Annotated in this window: 13 protein-coding genes; 12 read left to right on the forward strand and 1 reads right to left on the reverse strand. The window is 40.9% G+C overall.

Features of this window, described 5'->3' with window-relative positions; all coding sequences use genetic code 11:
- Positions 1 to 94: 94 nt before the first annotated feature.
- From A1QC_RS04585 to A1QC_RS04610, 6 genes are all read left to right on the forward strand, one after another.
- Positions 95 to 637 carry a TetR/AcrR family transcriptional regulator gene (locus tag A1QC_RS04585; protein WP_017025740.1) on the forward strand — a complete coding sequence of 181 codons (543 nt, stop codon included), beginning with the start codon at positions 95 to 97 and terminating at the stop codon, positions 635 to 637.
- Positions 638 to 722: 85 nt separating this feature from the next.
- Positions 723 to 1,739 carry a lipoate--protein ligase gene (locus A1QC_RS04590; RefSeq protein WP_017025741.1) on the forward strand — a complete coding sequence of 339 codons (1,017 nt, stop codon included), beginning with the start codon at positions 723 to 725 and terminating at the stop codon, positions 1,737 to 1,739.
- 332 nt (positions 1,740 to 2,071) lie between these two features.
- On the forward strand, positions 2,072 to 2,281 hold the full coding sequence (cspE, locus tag A1QC_RS04595) for a transcription antiterminator/RNA stability regulator CspE (RefSeq protein WP_017025742.1): 210 nt from the start codon (positions 2,072 to 2,074) through the stop codon (positions 2,279 to 2,281).
- Positions 2,282 to 3,098: 817 nt separating this feature from the next.
- Positions 3,099 to 4,616, forward strand: a complete 1,518-nt coding sequence (locus A1QC_RS04600) for an arylsulfatase (RefSeq protein ID WP_017025743.1) — start codon at positions 3,099 to 3,101, stop codon at positions 4,614 to 4,616.
- Positions 4,617 to 4,670: 54 nt separating this feature from the next.
- The gene (locus tag A1QC_RS04605; protein WP_017025744.1) at positions 4,671 to 5,975 is read left to right on the forward strand and encodes an anaerobic sulfatase maturase; all 1,305 of its coding nucleotides are present in this window, start codon (positions 4,671 to 4,673) and stop codon (positions 5,973 to 5,975) included.
- 81 nt (positions 5,976 to 6,056) lie between these two features.
- Positions 6,057 to 6,863: a helix-turn-helix domain-containing protein gene (locus A1QC_RS04610; protein WP_017025745.1), complete on the forward strand. Its 807-nt coding sequence runs from the start codon at positions 6,057 to 6,059 to the stop codon at positions 6,861 to 6,863.
- Positions 6,864 to 7,050: 187 nt separating this feature from the next.
- Here the strand turns inward: A1QC_RS04610 and A1QC_RS04615 are convergent, their stop codons facing one another.
- A complete protein-coding gene (locus A1QC_RS04615; protein WP_017025746.1) occupies positions 7,051 to 8,271 on the reverse strand; it encodes an amino acid deaminase in 1,221 nt (406 codons plus the stop codon).
- Positions 8,272 to 8,516: 245 nt separating this feature from the next.
- Between A1QC_RS04615 and A1QC_RS04620 the strand changes: the two genes are divergently transcribed.
- The 6 genes from A1QC_RS04620 to A1QC_RS04645 all read left to right on the forward strand — a co-directional run bounded on the left by A1QC_RS04620 (position 8,517) and on the right by A1QC_RS04645 (position 14,871).
- Positions 8,517 to 9,380 (forward strand): MurR/RpiR family transcriptional regulator, encoded by an 864-nt coding sequence (locus A1QC_RS04620; protein WP_017025747.1) that lies wholly within the window; start codon positions 8,517 to 8,519, stop codon positions 9,378 to 9,380.
- A 48-nt stretch (positions 9,381 to 9,428) separates the two neighbouring features.
- Entirely contained in the window at positions 9,429 to 10,877 is a 1,449-nt protein-coding gene (locus tag A1QC_RS04625) for an N-acyl-D-amino-acid deacylase family protein (protein ID WP_017025748.1), read from the forward strand.
- Between the two features lie 48 nt (positions 10,878 to 10,925).
- Positions 10,926 to 11,318 carry a RidA family protein gene (locus tag A1QC_RS04630; RefSeq protein ID WP_017025749.1) on the forward strand — a complete coding sequence of 131 codons (393 nt, stop codon included), beginning with the start codon at positions 10,926 to 10,928 and terminating at the stop codon, positions 11,316 to 11,318.
- 309 nt (positions 11,319 to 11,627) lie between these two features.
- Positions 11,628 to 13,148, forward strand: coding sequence for a sodium:solute symporter family protein (locus tag A1QC_RS04635; RefSeq protein WP_017025750.1), 1,521 nt, complete (start codon positions 11,628 to 11,630; stop codon positions 13,146 to 13,148).
- A 146-nt stretch (positions 13,149 to 13,294) separates the two neighbouring features.
- On the forward strand, positions 13,295 to 14,218 hold the full coding sequence (locus tag A1QC_RS04640) for a sugar kinase (RefSeq protein WP_026025900.1): 924 nt from the start codon (positions 13,295 to 13,297) through the stop codon (positions 14,216 to 14,218).
- A gap of 23 nt (positions 14,219 to 14,241) precedes the next feature.
- Positions 14,242 to 14,871 carry a bifunctional 4-hydroxy-2-oxoglutarate aldolase/2-dehydro-3-deoxy-phosphogluconate aldolase gene (locus A1QC_RS04645; protein WP_017025752.1) on the forward strand — a complete coding sequence of 210 codons (630 nt, stop codon included), beginning with the start codon at positions 14,242 to 14,244 and terminating at the stop codon, positions 14,869 to 14,871.
- Positions 14,872 to 14,914 lie beyond the last annotated feature (43 nt).

The following is a 14,914-nucleotide window of genomic DNA, read 5'->3' on the forward strand; positions in this document are numbered from 1 at the left end:
TAATTAAAGTAGACCGATTTGTCTCCCTGTCAATGTAGACAAATCGGTCTCCTTGTGTCAAGTTTAATTTTAAATATTCGAATTGGATAAAATAATGAACGTTAAGAAACAACTTATTCTGGAGTCAGGACTAAGACTTTTTTATGAGCATGGTATCCATGCCGTTGGAATAAATGAGGTATTAAAAGTATCAGGAGTTGCAAAAAAAACGTTATATCATCACTTTGAAAATAAAGAGGAGTTAATAGTAGAGGCATTGAACTACCGTGATGAAATTTATCGTGAGTGGTTAATAGGAAGGCTTTCATCTGTACCTCAAGGTAAAGCAGCGTTAATGGCATTGTTCGAGGCTATTGATGATTGGATTAATGATGATGTTGAAGAACTTGGGGTATTCAACGGTTGTTTTTTTATCAATGCTAGCGCTGAATTTGGGGATCTTGATTCAAGTATTAACCAAGCTTGTGTTCATCATAAGAAACAAGTGATTCAACTAATACAAAAGTATGGGCAATTGGATGAAGACGCTGCTTGCCGAATCTCGATTATCAAAGAGGGAGTTATCACTACGGCTTACACACAGCATGATAAGGATGCTGCGAAAAAAGTGCTTCCTTTAATTGAGCACTTAATTTAACGTCAAGTGATTATAACTTTGGAGATTTTCGGTCACTTGGGTGCAGTATAAAATCTAATTCAAAATGAATGTTAAAGGCCAAACTATGTCATCACTTCGCTTACTTTTTTCTACATCAACCAACCCTTTATTTAATTTAGCGGTTGAGGACACTATTTTCCGATCTATGCCTGCGGATCAAAAAGTGTTGTTTCTATGGCGGAACGATAACACTGTTGTCATAGGCCGAGCACAAAATCCGTGGAAAGAATGTAATACTCAAAGAATGGAACGTGACGGTATTACCTTGGCGCGCCGTCAAAGTGGTGGTGGGGCAGTCTTTCACGATCTTGGTAATACTAACTTTACGTTTATGGCTGGAAAACCGGAGTACGATAAAACCGTGTCTACCGATATTGTATTAAAGGCTTTAACTCAGCTTGGAATCAAAGGTAAGGCAACCGGACGCAATGATTTAGTTGTGGAAACAGACGAAGGCGAACGTAAGTTTTCAGGTTCTGCTTATAGAGAAACGATGGATCGTGGATTTCATCATGGAACCATCTTATTGAATGCGGACATGAGTCGTTTAGCGGATTATCTCAATCCTGATCCGAAGAAGTTGCAAGCAAAAGGGATTACATCAGTTCGCTCACGAGTAATTAACTTACAGCAACTTGAACCATCGCTAACCCATGAAAAGTTATGTACTGCCATTACACAAGCTTTCTTTGACTATTATGGTGAACAGGTTGAAGCCGAATTTATCTCGCCTGATTCCATGCCCGATCTCCCTAATTTCGAAGCCACGTTTACCAAGCAACAAGATTGGCATTGGAACTTTGGTAATACCCCAGAATTTACACACCACATCGATGAAAGGTTTACATGGGGTGGAGTAGAGCTGCACTTTAACATTAAAAAAGCGCATATTGATGATGTGCAAGTCTTTAGTGATAGCTTAGATCCAGCGCCACTTGAAGCATTGCAAGTTGCCTTAAAAGGGCAAATATACTCAGTTGAGGGCATGGAAAGCGCCGTCAGAGATGTTCTACGTGAGTATCCAAACAAGAGAGATGAAATGGAACAAGTCAGGGATTGGCTGTTAATACAATTAAGCTAATGGGTTGCAAATGGGTAGATATGCACAGGTTACTAAAACTGCGATATGGTGGTTAATCAACCGTTTAAACGGCATTTTAAATATATTTCAATATTCTTTACGAAATAGGTGTACATCTGAGCTAAACCCTGTAATATCTACCTCGCTCTGTTGATAAGAGTGATTAATGAAACAATTTAGTAAAAGTAGAATCCTCAAATACATCATTTGTTTTTGTTATTAGATTTTCCCTTCGCTTAATAAAACATTAAATCGTTCAACGCAGCACCCGTCGCATTTGGCGACATAAATTTATGAACTGCATTTATTGCACACAAGATAAGGGACATAATATGTCTAAAACAACTGGTATCGTTAAATGGTTTAACGAAGAAAAAGGTTTCGGCTTCATTACTCAAGACAACGGCGGCGCTGACGTATTCGTACATTTCCGTGCTATCGCTTCAGAAGGTTTCAAAACTCTTGCTGAAGGCCAAAAAGTATCTTTCGAAGTTGAGCAAGGCCAAAAAGGTCTTCAAGCTGCGAACGTTGTTCCTGCTTAATAATTGATTTTTTAGCTCATTAGTTTTACTAATAGCTGAAAGATACACAAGCGCTGGCATTGTCCGGCGCTTGTTTTATTGAATAGTGACCAAAATAATTGGTAGCAAAACAAAAATAATAGAATAAAAGCCAAAAGTAACTCATTTATAAAACTTCACGGTTTGAAGTGTGAAAAATTAAACATCCGACCCTCTGCTTTAGCATTCAAGTCCCGTTGTAATTCTGTTCACCGTATCTTCGATTAAAGGTAAGTTTCTTTATAAAAGAAATCTTCCTCGTACTGCTCATAAAGCGAACTCGAACATAGCGCCAAGATAAATAGGTTAATACCGGCTTATATAATCATAAAAATGAAAATAAGTAGGATAACTGTATGACTCGTTCACATGGTAGAAAGCGTTTTTGGTTTCAACAAAAGCGTGACCAGTCTCAAGTAGGCAAATAGTACTCTTGTAAGTACATCTCTCCTGTAAAGGAAGTAAAGCACATCATATTGATATGGTGTGCTTTTTTAATGCTATCAATCCCATCAAACCTCACTTCCACATCAATCGAAAATTCTTCGACATTTAGAATGTGATTTAAAAAATATGAAAAAATCGCCTAGAGTACAAAGTCCAAAATTTGAAACTCTTCATTGATGTTATTGTGATGTTTATCATTAATAAGTTTTTCAAATGTGCGTTTGATTTTACTTTTGAACAAAGGAATTTGTATTAAGCTTTATATTTCCATTTATGTACTTTTCTTGGTGTTAACTTTACCTTTGCTTGTCTAGTATGAGATGTCCAATACAACGTGTATGCAGGAGAAATCATGGATAAGAAGAACAAGCAACGCACTAAAAAACTGGTGCTCAATAGTTGCACTCTGGCGCTTGGAGCCGCATCTTTAACCGCACAAGCTGCTGATCAACCCAATATTGTGGTCATTTTCGGCGATGATATAGGTTACTGGAACTTAAGTACCTATAGCCAAGGTATGATGGGCTATCAAACCCCTAATATCGACCGTATTGCCGCTGAAGGGGCAAAGTTTACCGATTACTACGCACAACAAAGCTCGACTGCTGGTCGCTCTGCTTTTATTACAGGGCAGATGCCTAAACGAACAGGTTTATCAAAAGTGGGTATTCCAGGTTCGAAAATTGGTATCAGTGATAAAGATCCAACCATGGCAACCATGTTGAAAGAGCTTGGTTATGCCTCTGGGCAATTTGGAAAAAACCATTTAGGTGATAGAGACGAATACTTACCAAGCCAACATGGTTTTGATGAGTTTTTTGGTAATCTTTACCACTTAAATGCGGAAGAAGAACCAGAAAATGCAGACTACCCGAAAGACCCTCAATTTCGTAAACAATTTGGTCCACGCGGCGTCATTAAATCGAGTTCTGATGGTAAGGTACAAGATACCGGTCCATTAACAAGAAAACGCATGGAAACGGTGGATATCGAATTTATCGATGCCGCTGAAGAGTTTATGACCAAGCAAGTGAAAGCAGACAAACCATTCTTTACTTGGATTAATACAACTCGTATGCACAACCGTACTCACCTAGATCCAAAATCACAGAATAAAACAGGCTTGGGCGATTATGCCGACGGTATGGTTGAGCATGATGGGCAAGTTGGTGAGGTTCTGAAAAAGATCAAAGATCTTGGCATAGAAGATAACACCATTGTTCTTTATACCACCGATAATGGTCCAATGATTAACACATGGCCAGATGCGGGTATGACGCCTTTCCGCAGCGAAAAAAATACCGGTTGGGAAGGCGGTTTTCGTGTCCCTGCGATGATCAAATGGCCGGGTCACATTAAGCCGGGTACAGTCATCACTGATCTGTTTGCCAGTGAAGACTGGTTCCCAACATTACTTGCTGCTGCGGGTAATCCAAAAGTAAAAGAACAATTACTTGAAGGTACTACGGCACAAGGAAAGCCTTATAACGTTCATTTAGATGGTTATGATCAGCGTGATCTTCTTGCCGGGAAGGGGCCTACCAAGCGTAAAAACTTCTTCTATTGGAGTGATGATGGTGACTTGCTTGCGATGCGACATGATCGCTGGAAGTTCCACTTTAGAATCCAAGAGCATGAATCAGGCTGGGGGGTTTGGGAACGCCCGTTTACCACTCTACGTGTGCCAAAAATGTTTGACCTGAAGAATGATCCATTTGAACGTGGAGATACTTCAATGGAATACGGTAAATGGATGTATGACCGCATTTATTTGATGGCTGGTTATGCGCAACCAGAAGTTTTCAAAATGTATAAATCATTTGAAAAATTCCCACCGCGCTTTAAACCAGCAAGCTTTACTGTGAAATAAAATGTTGTATTGGTAGCGTCAGATCTGGCGCTACCTCTTTTTTCCGAGGGTACTATGAACAAACTATTTGCCAATGATTCAACCATGATGGAAGTGATTCCGTTAAAGACATCAGAAAAAGATCTCAGTGACAAACCCGCTTATGAGCGTCGATTTCATGTGATGGCAAAACCCGGTGGTTCAAAGTGCAATATTGATTGTCAGTATTGTTTTTATCTCCATAAAGAAGGTTTGTTGCATCAACCAAAGCAGCCACAAATGGACGATGAAACTCTAGAACGTTTTATTCAAAGCTATATACAAAGCCAAGATGGTGACGAAGTTGTATTTTCATGGCAAGGCGGTGAGCCAACATTATTAGGCATTGATTACTATAGAAAAATTGTAGCATTACAAAAGAAATATCAACCGGATGGTGTTACGATTCAAAACGATCTTCAAACTAACGGCATATTATTGAATGACGAGTGGTGTGAATTTTTAAAGCAGAACAATTTTCTCGTTGGTTTGTCGATTGATGGGCCAGCAGAGTTACATGACAAATATAGAGTGACCCGCAGCGGTAAACCAACATTCCATTTGGTCATGAAAGCGGTGGAGTGTTTGAAGAAACACGGCGTGCCATTTAATGCGCTTACTGTCGTCAACCGGCATAATGCCAAATATCTGTTAGAAGTGTATCGCTTTCTTACTCAAGAGTTAGGCGCTACCTACGTTCAATTTACTCCGATTGTGGAGCCGTCTAATTTTAAAACCACCGCACCGCAATTTTGGAGCGACAGTATGTTGCCTAAGTTGGGTGAAGAATTAAGTAAACCTGGTCACCCAATGTCAGTAGTAACGGATTGGTCGGTGGATCCCGATGATTGGGGACATTTTTTATCGGTAATCTTTGAAGAATGGGTGAACAACGATCTTGGTCGTGTGTTGGTGAATTTATTTGAAACGGCCGTTGCACAGACGATGGGCAAACCTTCCCAACTTTGTGTCACTGCTGAATTTTGTGGTAAAGGGCTTGCGATTGAACATGATGGTGCGGTTTATTCATGTGATCACTATGTGTATCCGGAATATCAAGTGGGTAATGTAAAAGATACTGAGCTCAATAAGTTAGTGTTTTCAACTTGCCAAGAAGCTTTTGGTATGTCTAAGCGTGAAAGCCTTCCCCAATATTGCAAGTCGTGCGATCACTTAAACCTATGTTGGGGTGAATGCCCTAAAAACCGTTTGATCCGCACGCCAGATGGGGAAGTAGGGTTGAATTATCTATGTTCGGGTATTAAACAATTTTTTGATTATTCAAAGCCAATGCTGGCCGGTATCGCAGTTTTGTTACAACAAAATAAGATAAACCAATAACCTTTCCTAAAGAGGAAGAGTACCAGAGATAAAATGATGCATCAGATACTTGAGAGCTTTGATGAGTGTTATGAAAATACAATGCGTGAGTTAAACCTTATGGGTTTACATCTGCAGGACGTAACGTTGCCGTTTTCAGTTAAAACACATCTTCCCATTATAAAACAAGCCAACTTTCAAAGTGCTTTTACCACTTTTAGTATTCCTCGCGGTAAAAAGATCATTGCAGTGATCCCACAAAAAACAGGTTTGTTCTTTAATTCATACCCACTTGAAATTGGAGAAATAGGCTTAGCAAATGCTGAAACGCCGTGTTTGATTCAATCTAAGCTTGAGCAATCGAGCTCTTTCTTAATCTACGATTTAAGCCCAAATAACCGACACTTCCAGTTGCTTGCTTCAACCAGCATGCCAGTAATGTTATCTAAGTCGATAGTGACGTTACACGATGATTTAGAGGCTTACCAACAAGATTTTGAAAGTGCGTTAAGAGATGTTACGCCACCAATGCGACCTTCAAATTTAAAAGGACGAAGCCGAATTCCACGTAAAAACTTTGTGCGAGATTTTGTTGTTAAAATATGTAAAACACTGAACACCAAACAGGCAATACAATGGGTTGCGAATGAGTACCAAATGTCGGAAAGAACAGCACGCGATGGTTTTAACGATATTATAGGTGTAACGCCAAAGCAATTTATGTTGCTACAACAAATGTTTACCTATCGGCAGCGTTTAGTGAATACCCAAACTGGCAGTATTGAATCGGTTGCTACAGAGTTAGGTATTACGGCTAGAGGAAGAATGGCGGGGCAGTATTATCAACATTTTGGTGAAAAACCAAGCCAGACATTAAAGCGGCATTTATCAAAAAATTCGTGTAAATAGTGTGTGAGGCGAAATTGATGTAACAAAGGCAAGCGTTTAACACACTACTTAAATTTAAAAAGCCAGTATTACCTGTGAATACTGGCTTTAATGTAGTTGCTGCGAATTCTGTCTGAGTAGTATTAATTTCTACTTTACCTCTATTACTCGTCGCTTCACTGCAACTGCTTTGGACATATTGTAATGTTTAAAAACTGGTTTCTACCCAGCGTGTCACATTATAATCATCATCACACACCGCAATATATCGCCATTTATCAAAGGTTAGGCAAGGATGAGATGTTGAAAAAGCAATCAAATCACCGACTTGCAAGTCACAATCGTCTGCTACTGTGACGAAAGTATGTTGATCCATAACGGCGATGGATGTTAACCCTTGGATTGAAATCGCTTTGCCATTGCGGTAACCATGCTCTGCAATCGGTAAGCCAGCATCGAAAGCAACATCACGCTTTCCCATACCGACGATGGCTGTGCCTGCTTCTGGTCGAGAAATAACATACGCCCATACTTCTAAAGCAGAACTTAAATCACCGCCTAGTTCACAAGCAAAACCAGAATTATTTTGAGCGCGTGCCATTACGGCATTTTGTGCATCTTGATAGATACCTGTGTCATGGATTAAATAGCAACCAGGGCGGATGATAGGGGTTAGATCTTGATGAGCGCTGAAGGTTTCAGCCACGATGTCATACCATGCAGAACCTGCACCGGTAATGATAGGCGAGCTCTGCTGGATCAGCCCTTGTTGTTTGAACGTTTTCACCAAATTGATTGTTGTGGTTAAGAAATCACGAATTTTTTGCTCGGCATGATCACCATGAATCACCCCCTCATAGACTTCAATACCGTGTAATTCTAGCGCAGAAGCATCGGCAATAAATTGTGCAAGCTCTTCCACTTCTTGTGGTGTGCGACAACCACAACGGCCACCAATAACCCCCATTTCAATCAAAACGTTTAACTTCATGTTGCGTGTTTCAAAGAATGTATTAAGTTGCTGTGCATTGGCGATGGAATCGACGCAACAAAAGTAATTGATTTGCTTCTCTGTTATTAAGTTCGCAATGATAGCCATATTGGCTTTGCCAACTAATTGATTCGCCATAATAATATTTTCAGCGCCAGCGTTAGCTGCGACTTGCGCTTGAGCAGGGGTTGCGATGGTTAAACCCCATGCGCCTGCGTTTAATTGCTCGGTAAAAAAATCGGCAGTCATCGTTGTTTTACCGTGAGGAGAAAGTTTTACTTGGTGATGATCTGCAAATTTTTGCATCCAATTTAAGTTATTCGTCAGCGCAGACTGCTTGATAACCGCTGCTGGCAAGCTGATTTCTTCATTAATGAGACTGTAAGTACCTTGTGGGTTTTCTTGTGCCCAGATACCTTTTGTTCCGATGGTATTCATTCATTCAGCCCTTTCTTTATTAGCGATGATTTTATCTGCCATGATAATAACTAACATTTATTTTTATTGTTAGTTTTCCTGTTTGATAAGTAACATTTATTAAGCTATTAATTTAAAACAAGTAAATCTTTATTTTCTATTTTTTATGTTAGAAACTATCATACATATTCTTATCTTTTGTGTGGTTTCTCACTTTTTAGTTTAGCGACACACACTAACATTCTCACCATCAAGAGGGCTGTGACATGACCACTGAAGTCGACATTGTTTCTAAAATAACGGAATGCTTTCCACAATTACGTGAAGCTGAAAAGAAAGTAGCACGACTTGTGGTTGATGATTTGGAAATGTCAGCGAAAGCGAGCATTACAGAGTTGGCACTAGAAGCCGGGGTTAGCGAAGCAACCATTACGCGTTTTGCTAAAGCGGTAGGCTGCATCAATGTCCGAGACCTCAAAATAAAGTTAGCGCAGTCTTTAGCGGTTGGGCAACGATTTATTATTGAGCCACCAGAAACCACCGGTTATCAAGGTATTTACGAATCCATTAAAAGCATGGCGGATACCAATCGTAAATTGGTCAATGAAAGTGACGTGACTAAAGCCGTCGATTTTTTGCTAGATGCTCGACAAATTATCTCGATTGGTATGGGGGGTGGCTCAACCGTCATGAGCCAAGAGTTTCAATATCGTTTGGTACGTTTAGGCTTTGCGACCGTTGCATATAACGACGGTTTACTGGCACGAATGGTGGCTTCAACGGCAGACAGTAATGATGTGTTGGTGGTGATTTCAGCCACAGGCTACACCACCGAGGTGGTCGAGCCTGCGTCGATAGCCAAGCAATACGGGTTGAAGGTGATTTCTATTACTCCGGCAGGTTCACCTTTGGCCAAGATCAGTGATGTGTCTTTACCGATCATCAATAACGAAGGCGACTTTATTTATAAACCTTCTGCTTCACGTTACGCCATGATGGCATTGATTGATGTGATTGCAATGGAAGTGGCGATTCGCAAGAAAAGTCGCTCGCGAGATAAGTTACGTCGTTTGAAATTAGCCTTAGACAGCCACCGTGGCGGTGATGATCGACAGCGATTAGGTGATTAATTTCTAGCAACTTAAAGCGATATTTATTTTTTGATTTAAGAGGGCAACATGTCGTTCGAGATACTTTTTAAAGATGTTCAAGTTGTAGATGGGACAGGAAAAAAGGCGTATTTCGCTGATGTCGCGGTCAATGGAGATCGAATTGCAGCGATTGGTGAGTTAGCTCAGAACGACAAAGTGAAATATGGACAAGTGATTGATGGAAAAGGGTTGGTGTTAGCGCCTGGTTTTATCGATGTACATACCCATGACGATACTAATGTTATCCGTCTTCCTGAATGTTTACCTAAGATCAGTCAAGGTGTCACGACAGTGATTGTGGGTAACTGCGGAATCAGCGCATCACCTGCAGTGTTGGCTGGCGATCCACCGGATCCGATGAACTTACTTGGCAAGCGCAAAGATTTTAAATACCCAAGTTTTGAGGCATATGTTCATGCTGTGCAACAAGCGCAGCCCGCTGTGAATGTAGCCGGTTTAGTTGGCCATACTACGTTACGTAATAACGTTATGGATGATTTATACCGCGCCGCTTCAAGTGATGAAATTGCTCAAATGAAAGTGCAGTTGCGTGAAGCTATGCAGCAAGGTGCATTGGGTCTTAGCTCTGGATTAGCGTATGTCAGTGCAAAATCGGCCCCGACAGAAGAAGTGATGCAATTAGCTGAAGAGCTTGCAGAGTATAAAGGCATATACACCACACATATGCGCACCGAATTCGAACAAATATTAGAAGCAATGGATGAAGCCTTCCGCACAGGAAAGCATGCCAAAGTTCCAGTAGTGATTTCACATCTGAAATGCGCCGGGGCAGGCAATTGGGGTAGAACGGTAGAAACGATCGACTTAATGGAAAGAACATCCAAGCATCAAGATGTGTCTTGTGATTGCTATCCCTACTCAGCCAGTTCTTCAACGTTAGATTTAAATCAAGTTACTGAAGAAATTGATATTTTTATTACTTGGTCAGAAGGCAAACCAGAATACGCGGGCAAAATGCTAAAAGATATCGCTTGTGATATGGGTTTGCCTTTAATAGATGCAGCAAAAGCGCTACAACCTGCAGGAGCTGTTTATCACTGCATGGATGAAGCGGATGTCGAACGTGTATTGAAATACCGTTTAACCATGGTGGGATCAGATGGCTTACCTAATGATCCTCATCCTCACCCACGTTTGTGGGGCGCATTTCCAAGAGTGCTGTCGCATTACTGTCGTGAACGAAAATTATTTTCTCTTGAGCAAGCTGTTCACAAAATGACGGGAATGTCTGCCAAGCGATATTGCTTAGCTGATAGAGGTGAAATCAAAGTAGGCGCTTACGCGGATTTGGTTTTATTTGATGCTCAAGAGATCAAAGATGAAGCCACATTCGAAAACCCAATCGCAGCGGCAAAAGGTATTCATTGCGTGATGGTTAATGGGCAAGTCAGTTATTCAAATGACAAGGTCAGTAAACACCGACATGGTCGTTTTTTATATCGTCATCAACAATAGTTGAGACACAGTTTAGTTAAATACATAAGTTATAAATTGGAGAAAAATATGTCTATCAAACGTTACGGTGTAGAAGGTGGTACAGGTACTGGTGGTCAACATTTACCATTTGCACGTGCAACTGAAGCAGGCGGTTTTCTATACGTTTCAGGTCAAACACCAATGACAGATGGTGAAGTAGTTGAAGGTGGCATTGTTGATCAATCTCGTCTAGCGATCCAAAACTGCGTCAACATTATGGAAGAAGCAGGTTACGGCCTTGAGGATGTGGTTCACGTAAAAGTAGTGTTAACCGATTCTCGTTATTTCCAATCTTTTAACAAAGTATTTAAAGAATTCTTTGGTGCAAACCCACCAGCTCGTATCTGTATGGTATGTGACTTAGTGGTTGATGTGAAAGTTGAAGTGGATGTGACGTGTTATCGCAAAGACCGCGCTTAATTCTTGCACACTTTTTTCGTTATAACGTGAAAGCATGTAAGTCATAAGCCGTAACGCCGATGGTGGTTATAAAAACGATCAAGCTGCCATTGGTGTGATGACTTCATTCGAATATACGAGAAAAGTGTTCATAAGAAAGCTTAATAAAGCGGGCGATAAAAGTAGTAAAAAAGAAAAGGCTGGCAACGAACCAGCCTGCTAATAAAGCAATAAAAGACTGAATAAACAGTCAATCCTGAACAGCACTGGCTAAGTCAAAGAAGACAGTGGATGTCCAATAATGAAGTGAATCAGTATAAGGGGTGTGTCATGCACAGTACACTGTTTCTCACCGGTTTCGGTGTGTATGTAGTATTTTTAATCTGGCTAGGGTGGTTTGTTTCCCGTAATCAGAAATCTGGCGAAGACTTTTTACTCGGCGGACGAGGTCTACCATTATTCCTCGTGCTAGGGACGACCGTTGCGACAATGGTAGGCACTGGTTCGAGTATGGGAGCGGTAGGTTTTGGTTATGCGAATGGCTGGGCTGGTGCTTTATACGGCGTTGGTGGTGCTATTGGTATCATTTTGCTTGCTCGTTGGTTTGCTCCGGTTCGTGAAATGAATTTTATGACCATGAGTGAAGAACTGGCTTACTATGTGGGTGCGAATAAAACCGTCAAAAACTTAGTGGGCGTTTTAATTTTTGTCGCATCCATTGGTTGGTTAGGTGCGCATATTTTGGGTGGGGGTTTATACCTTGCTTGGATTGCGGACATTGATTTAACCACAGCCAAAATCATTATAGCTGCTGCCTTTACTATTTATGTCGTTATTGGTGGTTACACCGCAGTCGTGTGGACTGATACGATTCAAGCTGTCATTTTATTTGCAGGCTTTATTCTAATGGCTGTCATGTCCGTTAACTATATCGGTGGTTTGGATCACTTATATGACGGCATGGATCAAGCCGCGACGAGCTTATTTGCGATTGATAAATTGGGTTGGATTCCAGCAATTTCTTTGGCGACTGTCGTGGGTGTCGGTGTATTAGCAACACCATCATTCCGCCAACGTATTTACTCTGGTAAAGATGTGAAAACTATCCGTCGTTCATTCATGGCATCGGGTATTTTGTACCTGTTCTTCTCCATTATTCCGGCAATTATTGGTATGTCAGCTCATGCAATTAATCCAGAATTAAATAACCCTAATTACTCGTTCCCATTTGTAGCTGCCACAGTATTACCTGTTGGTTTAGGTATGATTGTGTTAATTGCCGGGCTTTCAGCCACAATGTCGAGTGCAAGTTCAGATGCCATTGCCGGTGTTTCTATTTTGCTTCGTGATATTTACATCATGTTTACTGGCACAGTGCCACCAAGAAATAAAATGGTGCTGTACTCACGTCTATCTTTAGTGATCGTGATTGGTTTTGCACTTCTGTTTGCCTTAACGTCTAACGATATTATTAGCTACATTACCAAAATGATTTCAACCGTCATGTCTGGCATGTTTGTGTGTGGAATGTTGGGACGCTTCTGGAATCGTTATAACTGGCAGGGTGCAATTGCGACGCTGTTGGGAGCTTCAGTTGCGTCAATTTCGGTGATGTTTAATGCGGATTGGACCGCCTTCTGGGGTAACCCATGTATCCCTTCTGTATTGTTTGCTCTAATCGCAGGGGTAGTGGTGAGTTTATGTACACCAGCCAATGTGGTCACTAAAGCACAAGCGAAAGCAATGTTAGATGAAGAGCGCAGCGCAATGGAAGGTGGCGATTCAGATGCTGCTGATGTGAAAGCACAAACATCAACATTGAACAAAACAAAACCGTCAATCGTTAAATAAACTAACGAATGGATTGGTAGTAAATAAAGGCACTGGCTTGTAGTTTGATTAGTCAGTGCTTTTTTAATATCTGAATATGTCGATCATTTTCGTTTTGAGTAAGTTAAATAAATTGAAAGTTAAAACAAACCAACAGAGAGTAGCTTGTGAAAATTGCATTTTTTGGTGAGTGTATGGTGGAGCTTAGTGGCTATCCTTTACAACGCACATTTGGCGGAGATACGCTCAACACTGCTTTATATTTAGCTCGTTTAGGGCAATCTCGTGAAATTGATGTTTATTACGCCACTGCACTTGGCACTGATTCTCTTTCACAGTCAATGTTAGAAACATGGCAATCGGAAGACATTTGTACTGATTTGGTTACGCATTTTGAAGATAAGATGCCAGGGCTCTATTTGGTTGAAAATGATGATAATGGGGAACGTCATTTTAATTATTGGCGCAGCGATAGCGCCGTTAAGCAATATTTTGAGCGTGGGCTATCTCCATTAGAAACAGCGATCAACAATCATGCCTTGGATGTTATTTATATTAGCGGGATCAGTCTTGCAATTTTATCAGATGATTCCAAACAACGTTTAGTTGCATTGCTTACTTTACATAAGCAACAAGGTGGAAAGGTCGTATTTGATAATAACTATCGTGCTCAACTTTGGTCGACAGAGCTTGCCCGTAATTGGTATAGCAAAATATTGCCATTAGTGGATATTGCCTTAATTACAGAAGACGATGACTTTTTAGTGTGGGGAGAAGGTCAATCGGTTCTTGAACGCTGTATTGAAATGGGTTGTCAAGAAGTGGCAATAAAGCGTGGTTGTGAGCCTTGTGAAGTCGTCACAGGGTTACAAACCGGCAAGCTCGAAGCAAGTTTGGTGAGTGCGGAAAAAGTGAAAAAAGTAGTGGATACTTGCGCTGCAGGGGATTCCTTTGCTGCCGGTTATTTAGCGGGTCGCTTAAGTGGTAACAGTGCAGCACAATCTGCAACCTTAGGGCATCAGCTTGCTTCAAAAGTGATTCAACATGCTGGTGCCATTATGCCGATTAGCGCGATGCAACAATTACTGTAAATAAAATAGATTAGGAATAGGATATGTCGACTCAATTGATCGAAAAACTAAAAAGCTACAAAGTGATCCCTGTCATTCAGATAAATAATGTAGAACAAGCGGTGCCTCTTGCTAAAACATTAGTAGAGAACGGCTTACCGGTTGCGGAAGTCACCTTTCGTACAGAAGCGGCAGCGGAATCTATCCGTTTAATGCGAGAAGCGTATCCTGAACTGTGTATTGGTGCGGGTACTGTGCTCAATGCCAAACAAGTTGATCAAGCGATGGCGGCAGGTTCTGAATTCATCGTTTCGCCGGGCTTGAATCCGAATACCGTTCGTTACTGCCAAGAAAAAAATATTCCGATAGTTCCTGGTGTGAACAATCCAAGCCAAGTAGAGCAAGGGCTAGAATTAGGGTTAACTTTCTTAAAGTTCTTTCCAGCCGAAGCTTCTGGTGGTGTGAGCATGCTTAAATCCTTGCTTGCCCCTTATGTTGATGTGTCTTTCATGCCAACAGGCGGTATTGGTAAAGCGAATGTGAATGATTATTTAGGGTTAGATCGCGTGCTTTGTTGTGGTGGAACTTGGATGGTTTCACCAGCAATGATTGAAGCGGGAGAGTGGGATGAAATCGGGCGTTTAGTTCGTGAAGCGGTTGAACTCGTGTCTTAATGATTTAGAATTAATAAAAACCGAACTATTTTAAAAGTTATAG

It is taken from the genome of Vibrio rumoiensis 1S-45, assembly GCF_000286955.2.
In the GTDB taxonomy this organism is placed as follows: Bacteria; Pseudomonadota; Gammaproteobacteria; order Enterobacterales; family Vibrionaceae; genus Vibrio; species Vibrio rumoiensis_A.

Bases quoted from the DNA above. Each gene is read 5' to 3' on its own strand.
- A1QC_RS04590 (WP_017025741.1), top strand. From the start codon at position 723: ATGTCATCACTTCGCTTACTTTTTTCTACATCAACCAACCCTTTATTT.
- A1QC_RS04615 (WP_017025746.1), bottom strand. From the start codon at position 8,271: ATGAATACCATCGGAACAAAAGGTATCTGGGCACAAGAAAACCCACAA.
- A1QC_RS04630 (WP_017025749.1), top strand. From the start codon at position 10,926: ATGTCTATCAAACGTTACGGTGTAGAAGGTGGTACAGGTACTGGTGGT.
- A1QC_RS04585 (WP_017025740.1), top strand. From the start codon at position 95: ATGAACGTTAAGAAACAACTTATTCTGGAGTCAGGACTAAGACTTTTT.
- A1QC_RS04645 (WP_017025752.1), top strand. From the start codon at position 14,242: ATGTCGACTCAATTGATCGAAAAACTAAAAAGCTACAAAGTGATCCCT.
- A1QC_RS04625 (WP_017025748.1), top strand. From the start codon at position 9,429: ATGTCGTTCGAGATACTTTTTAAAGATGTTCAAGTTGTAGATGGGACA.
- cspE (WP_017025742.1), top strand. From the start codon at position 2,072: ATGTCTAAAACAACTGGTATCGTTAAATGGTTTAACGAAGAAAAAGGT.
- A1QC_RS04620 (WP_017025747.1), top strand. From the start codon at position 8,517: ATGACCACTGAAGTCGACATTGTTTCTAAAATAACGGAATGCTTTCCA.
- A1QC_RS04600 (WP_017025743.1), top strand. From the start codon at position 3,099: ATGGATAAGAAGAACAAGCAACGCACTAAAAAACTGGTGCTCAATAGT.
- A1QC_RS04635 (WP_017025750.1), top strand. From the start codon at position 11,628: ATGCACAGTACACTGTTTCTCACCGGTTTCGGTGTGTATGTAGTATTT.
- A1QC_RS04610 (WP_017025745.1), top strand. From the start codon at position 6,057: ATGCGTGAGTTAAACCTTATGGGTTTACATCTGCAGGACGTAACGTTG.
- A1QC_RS04605 (WP_017025744.1), top strand. From the start codon at position 4,671: ATGAACAAACTATTTGCCAATGATTCAACCATGATGGAAGTGATTCCG.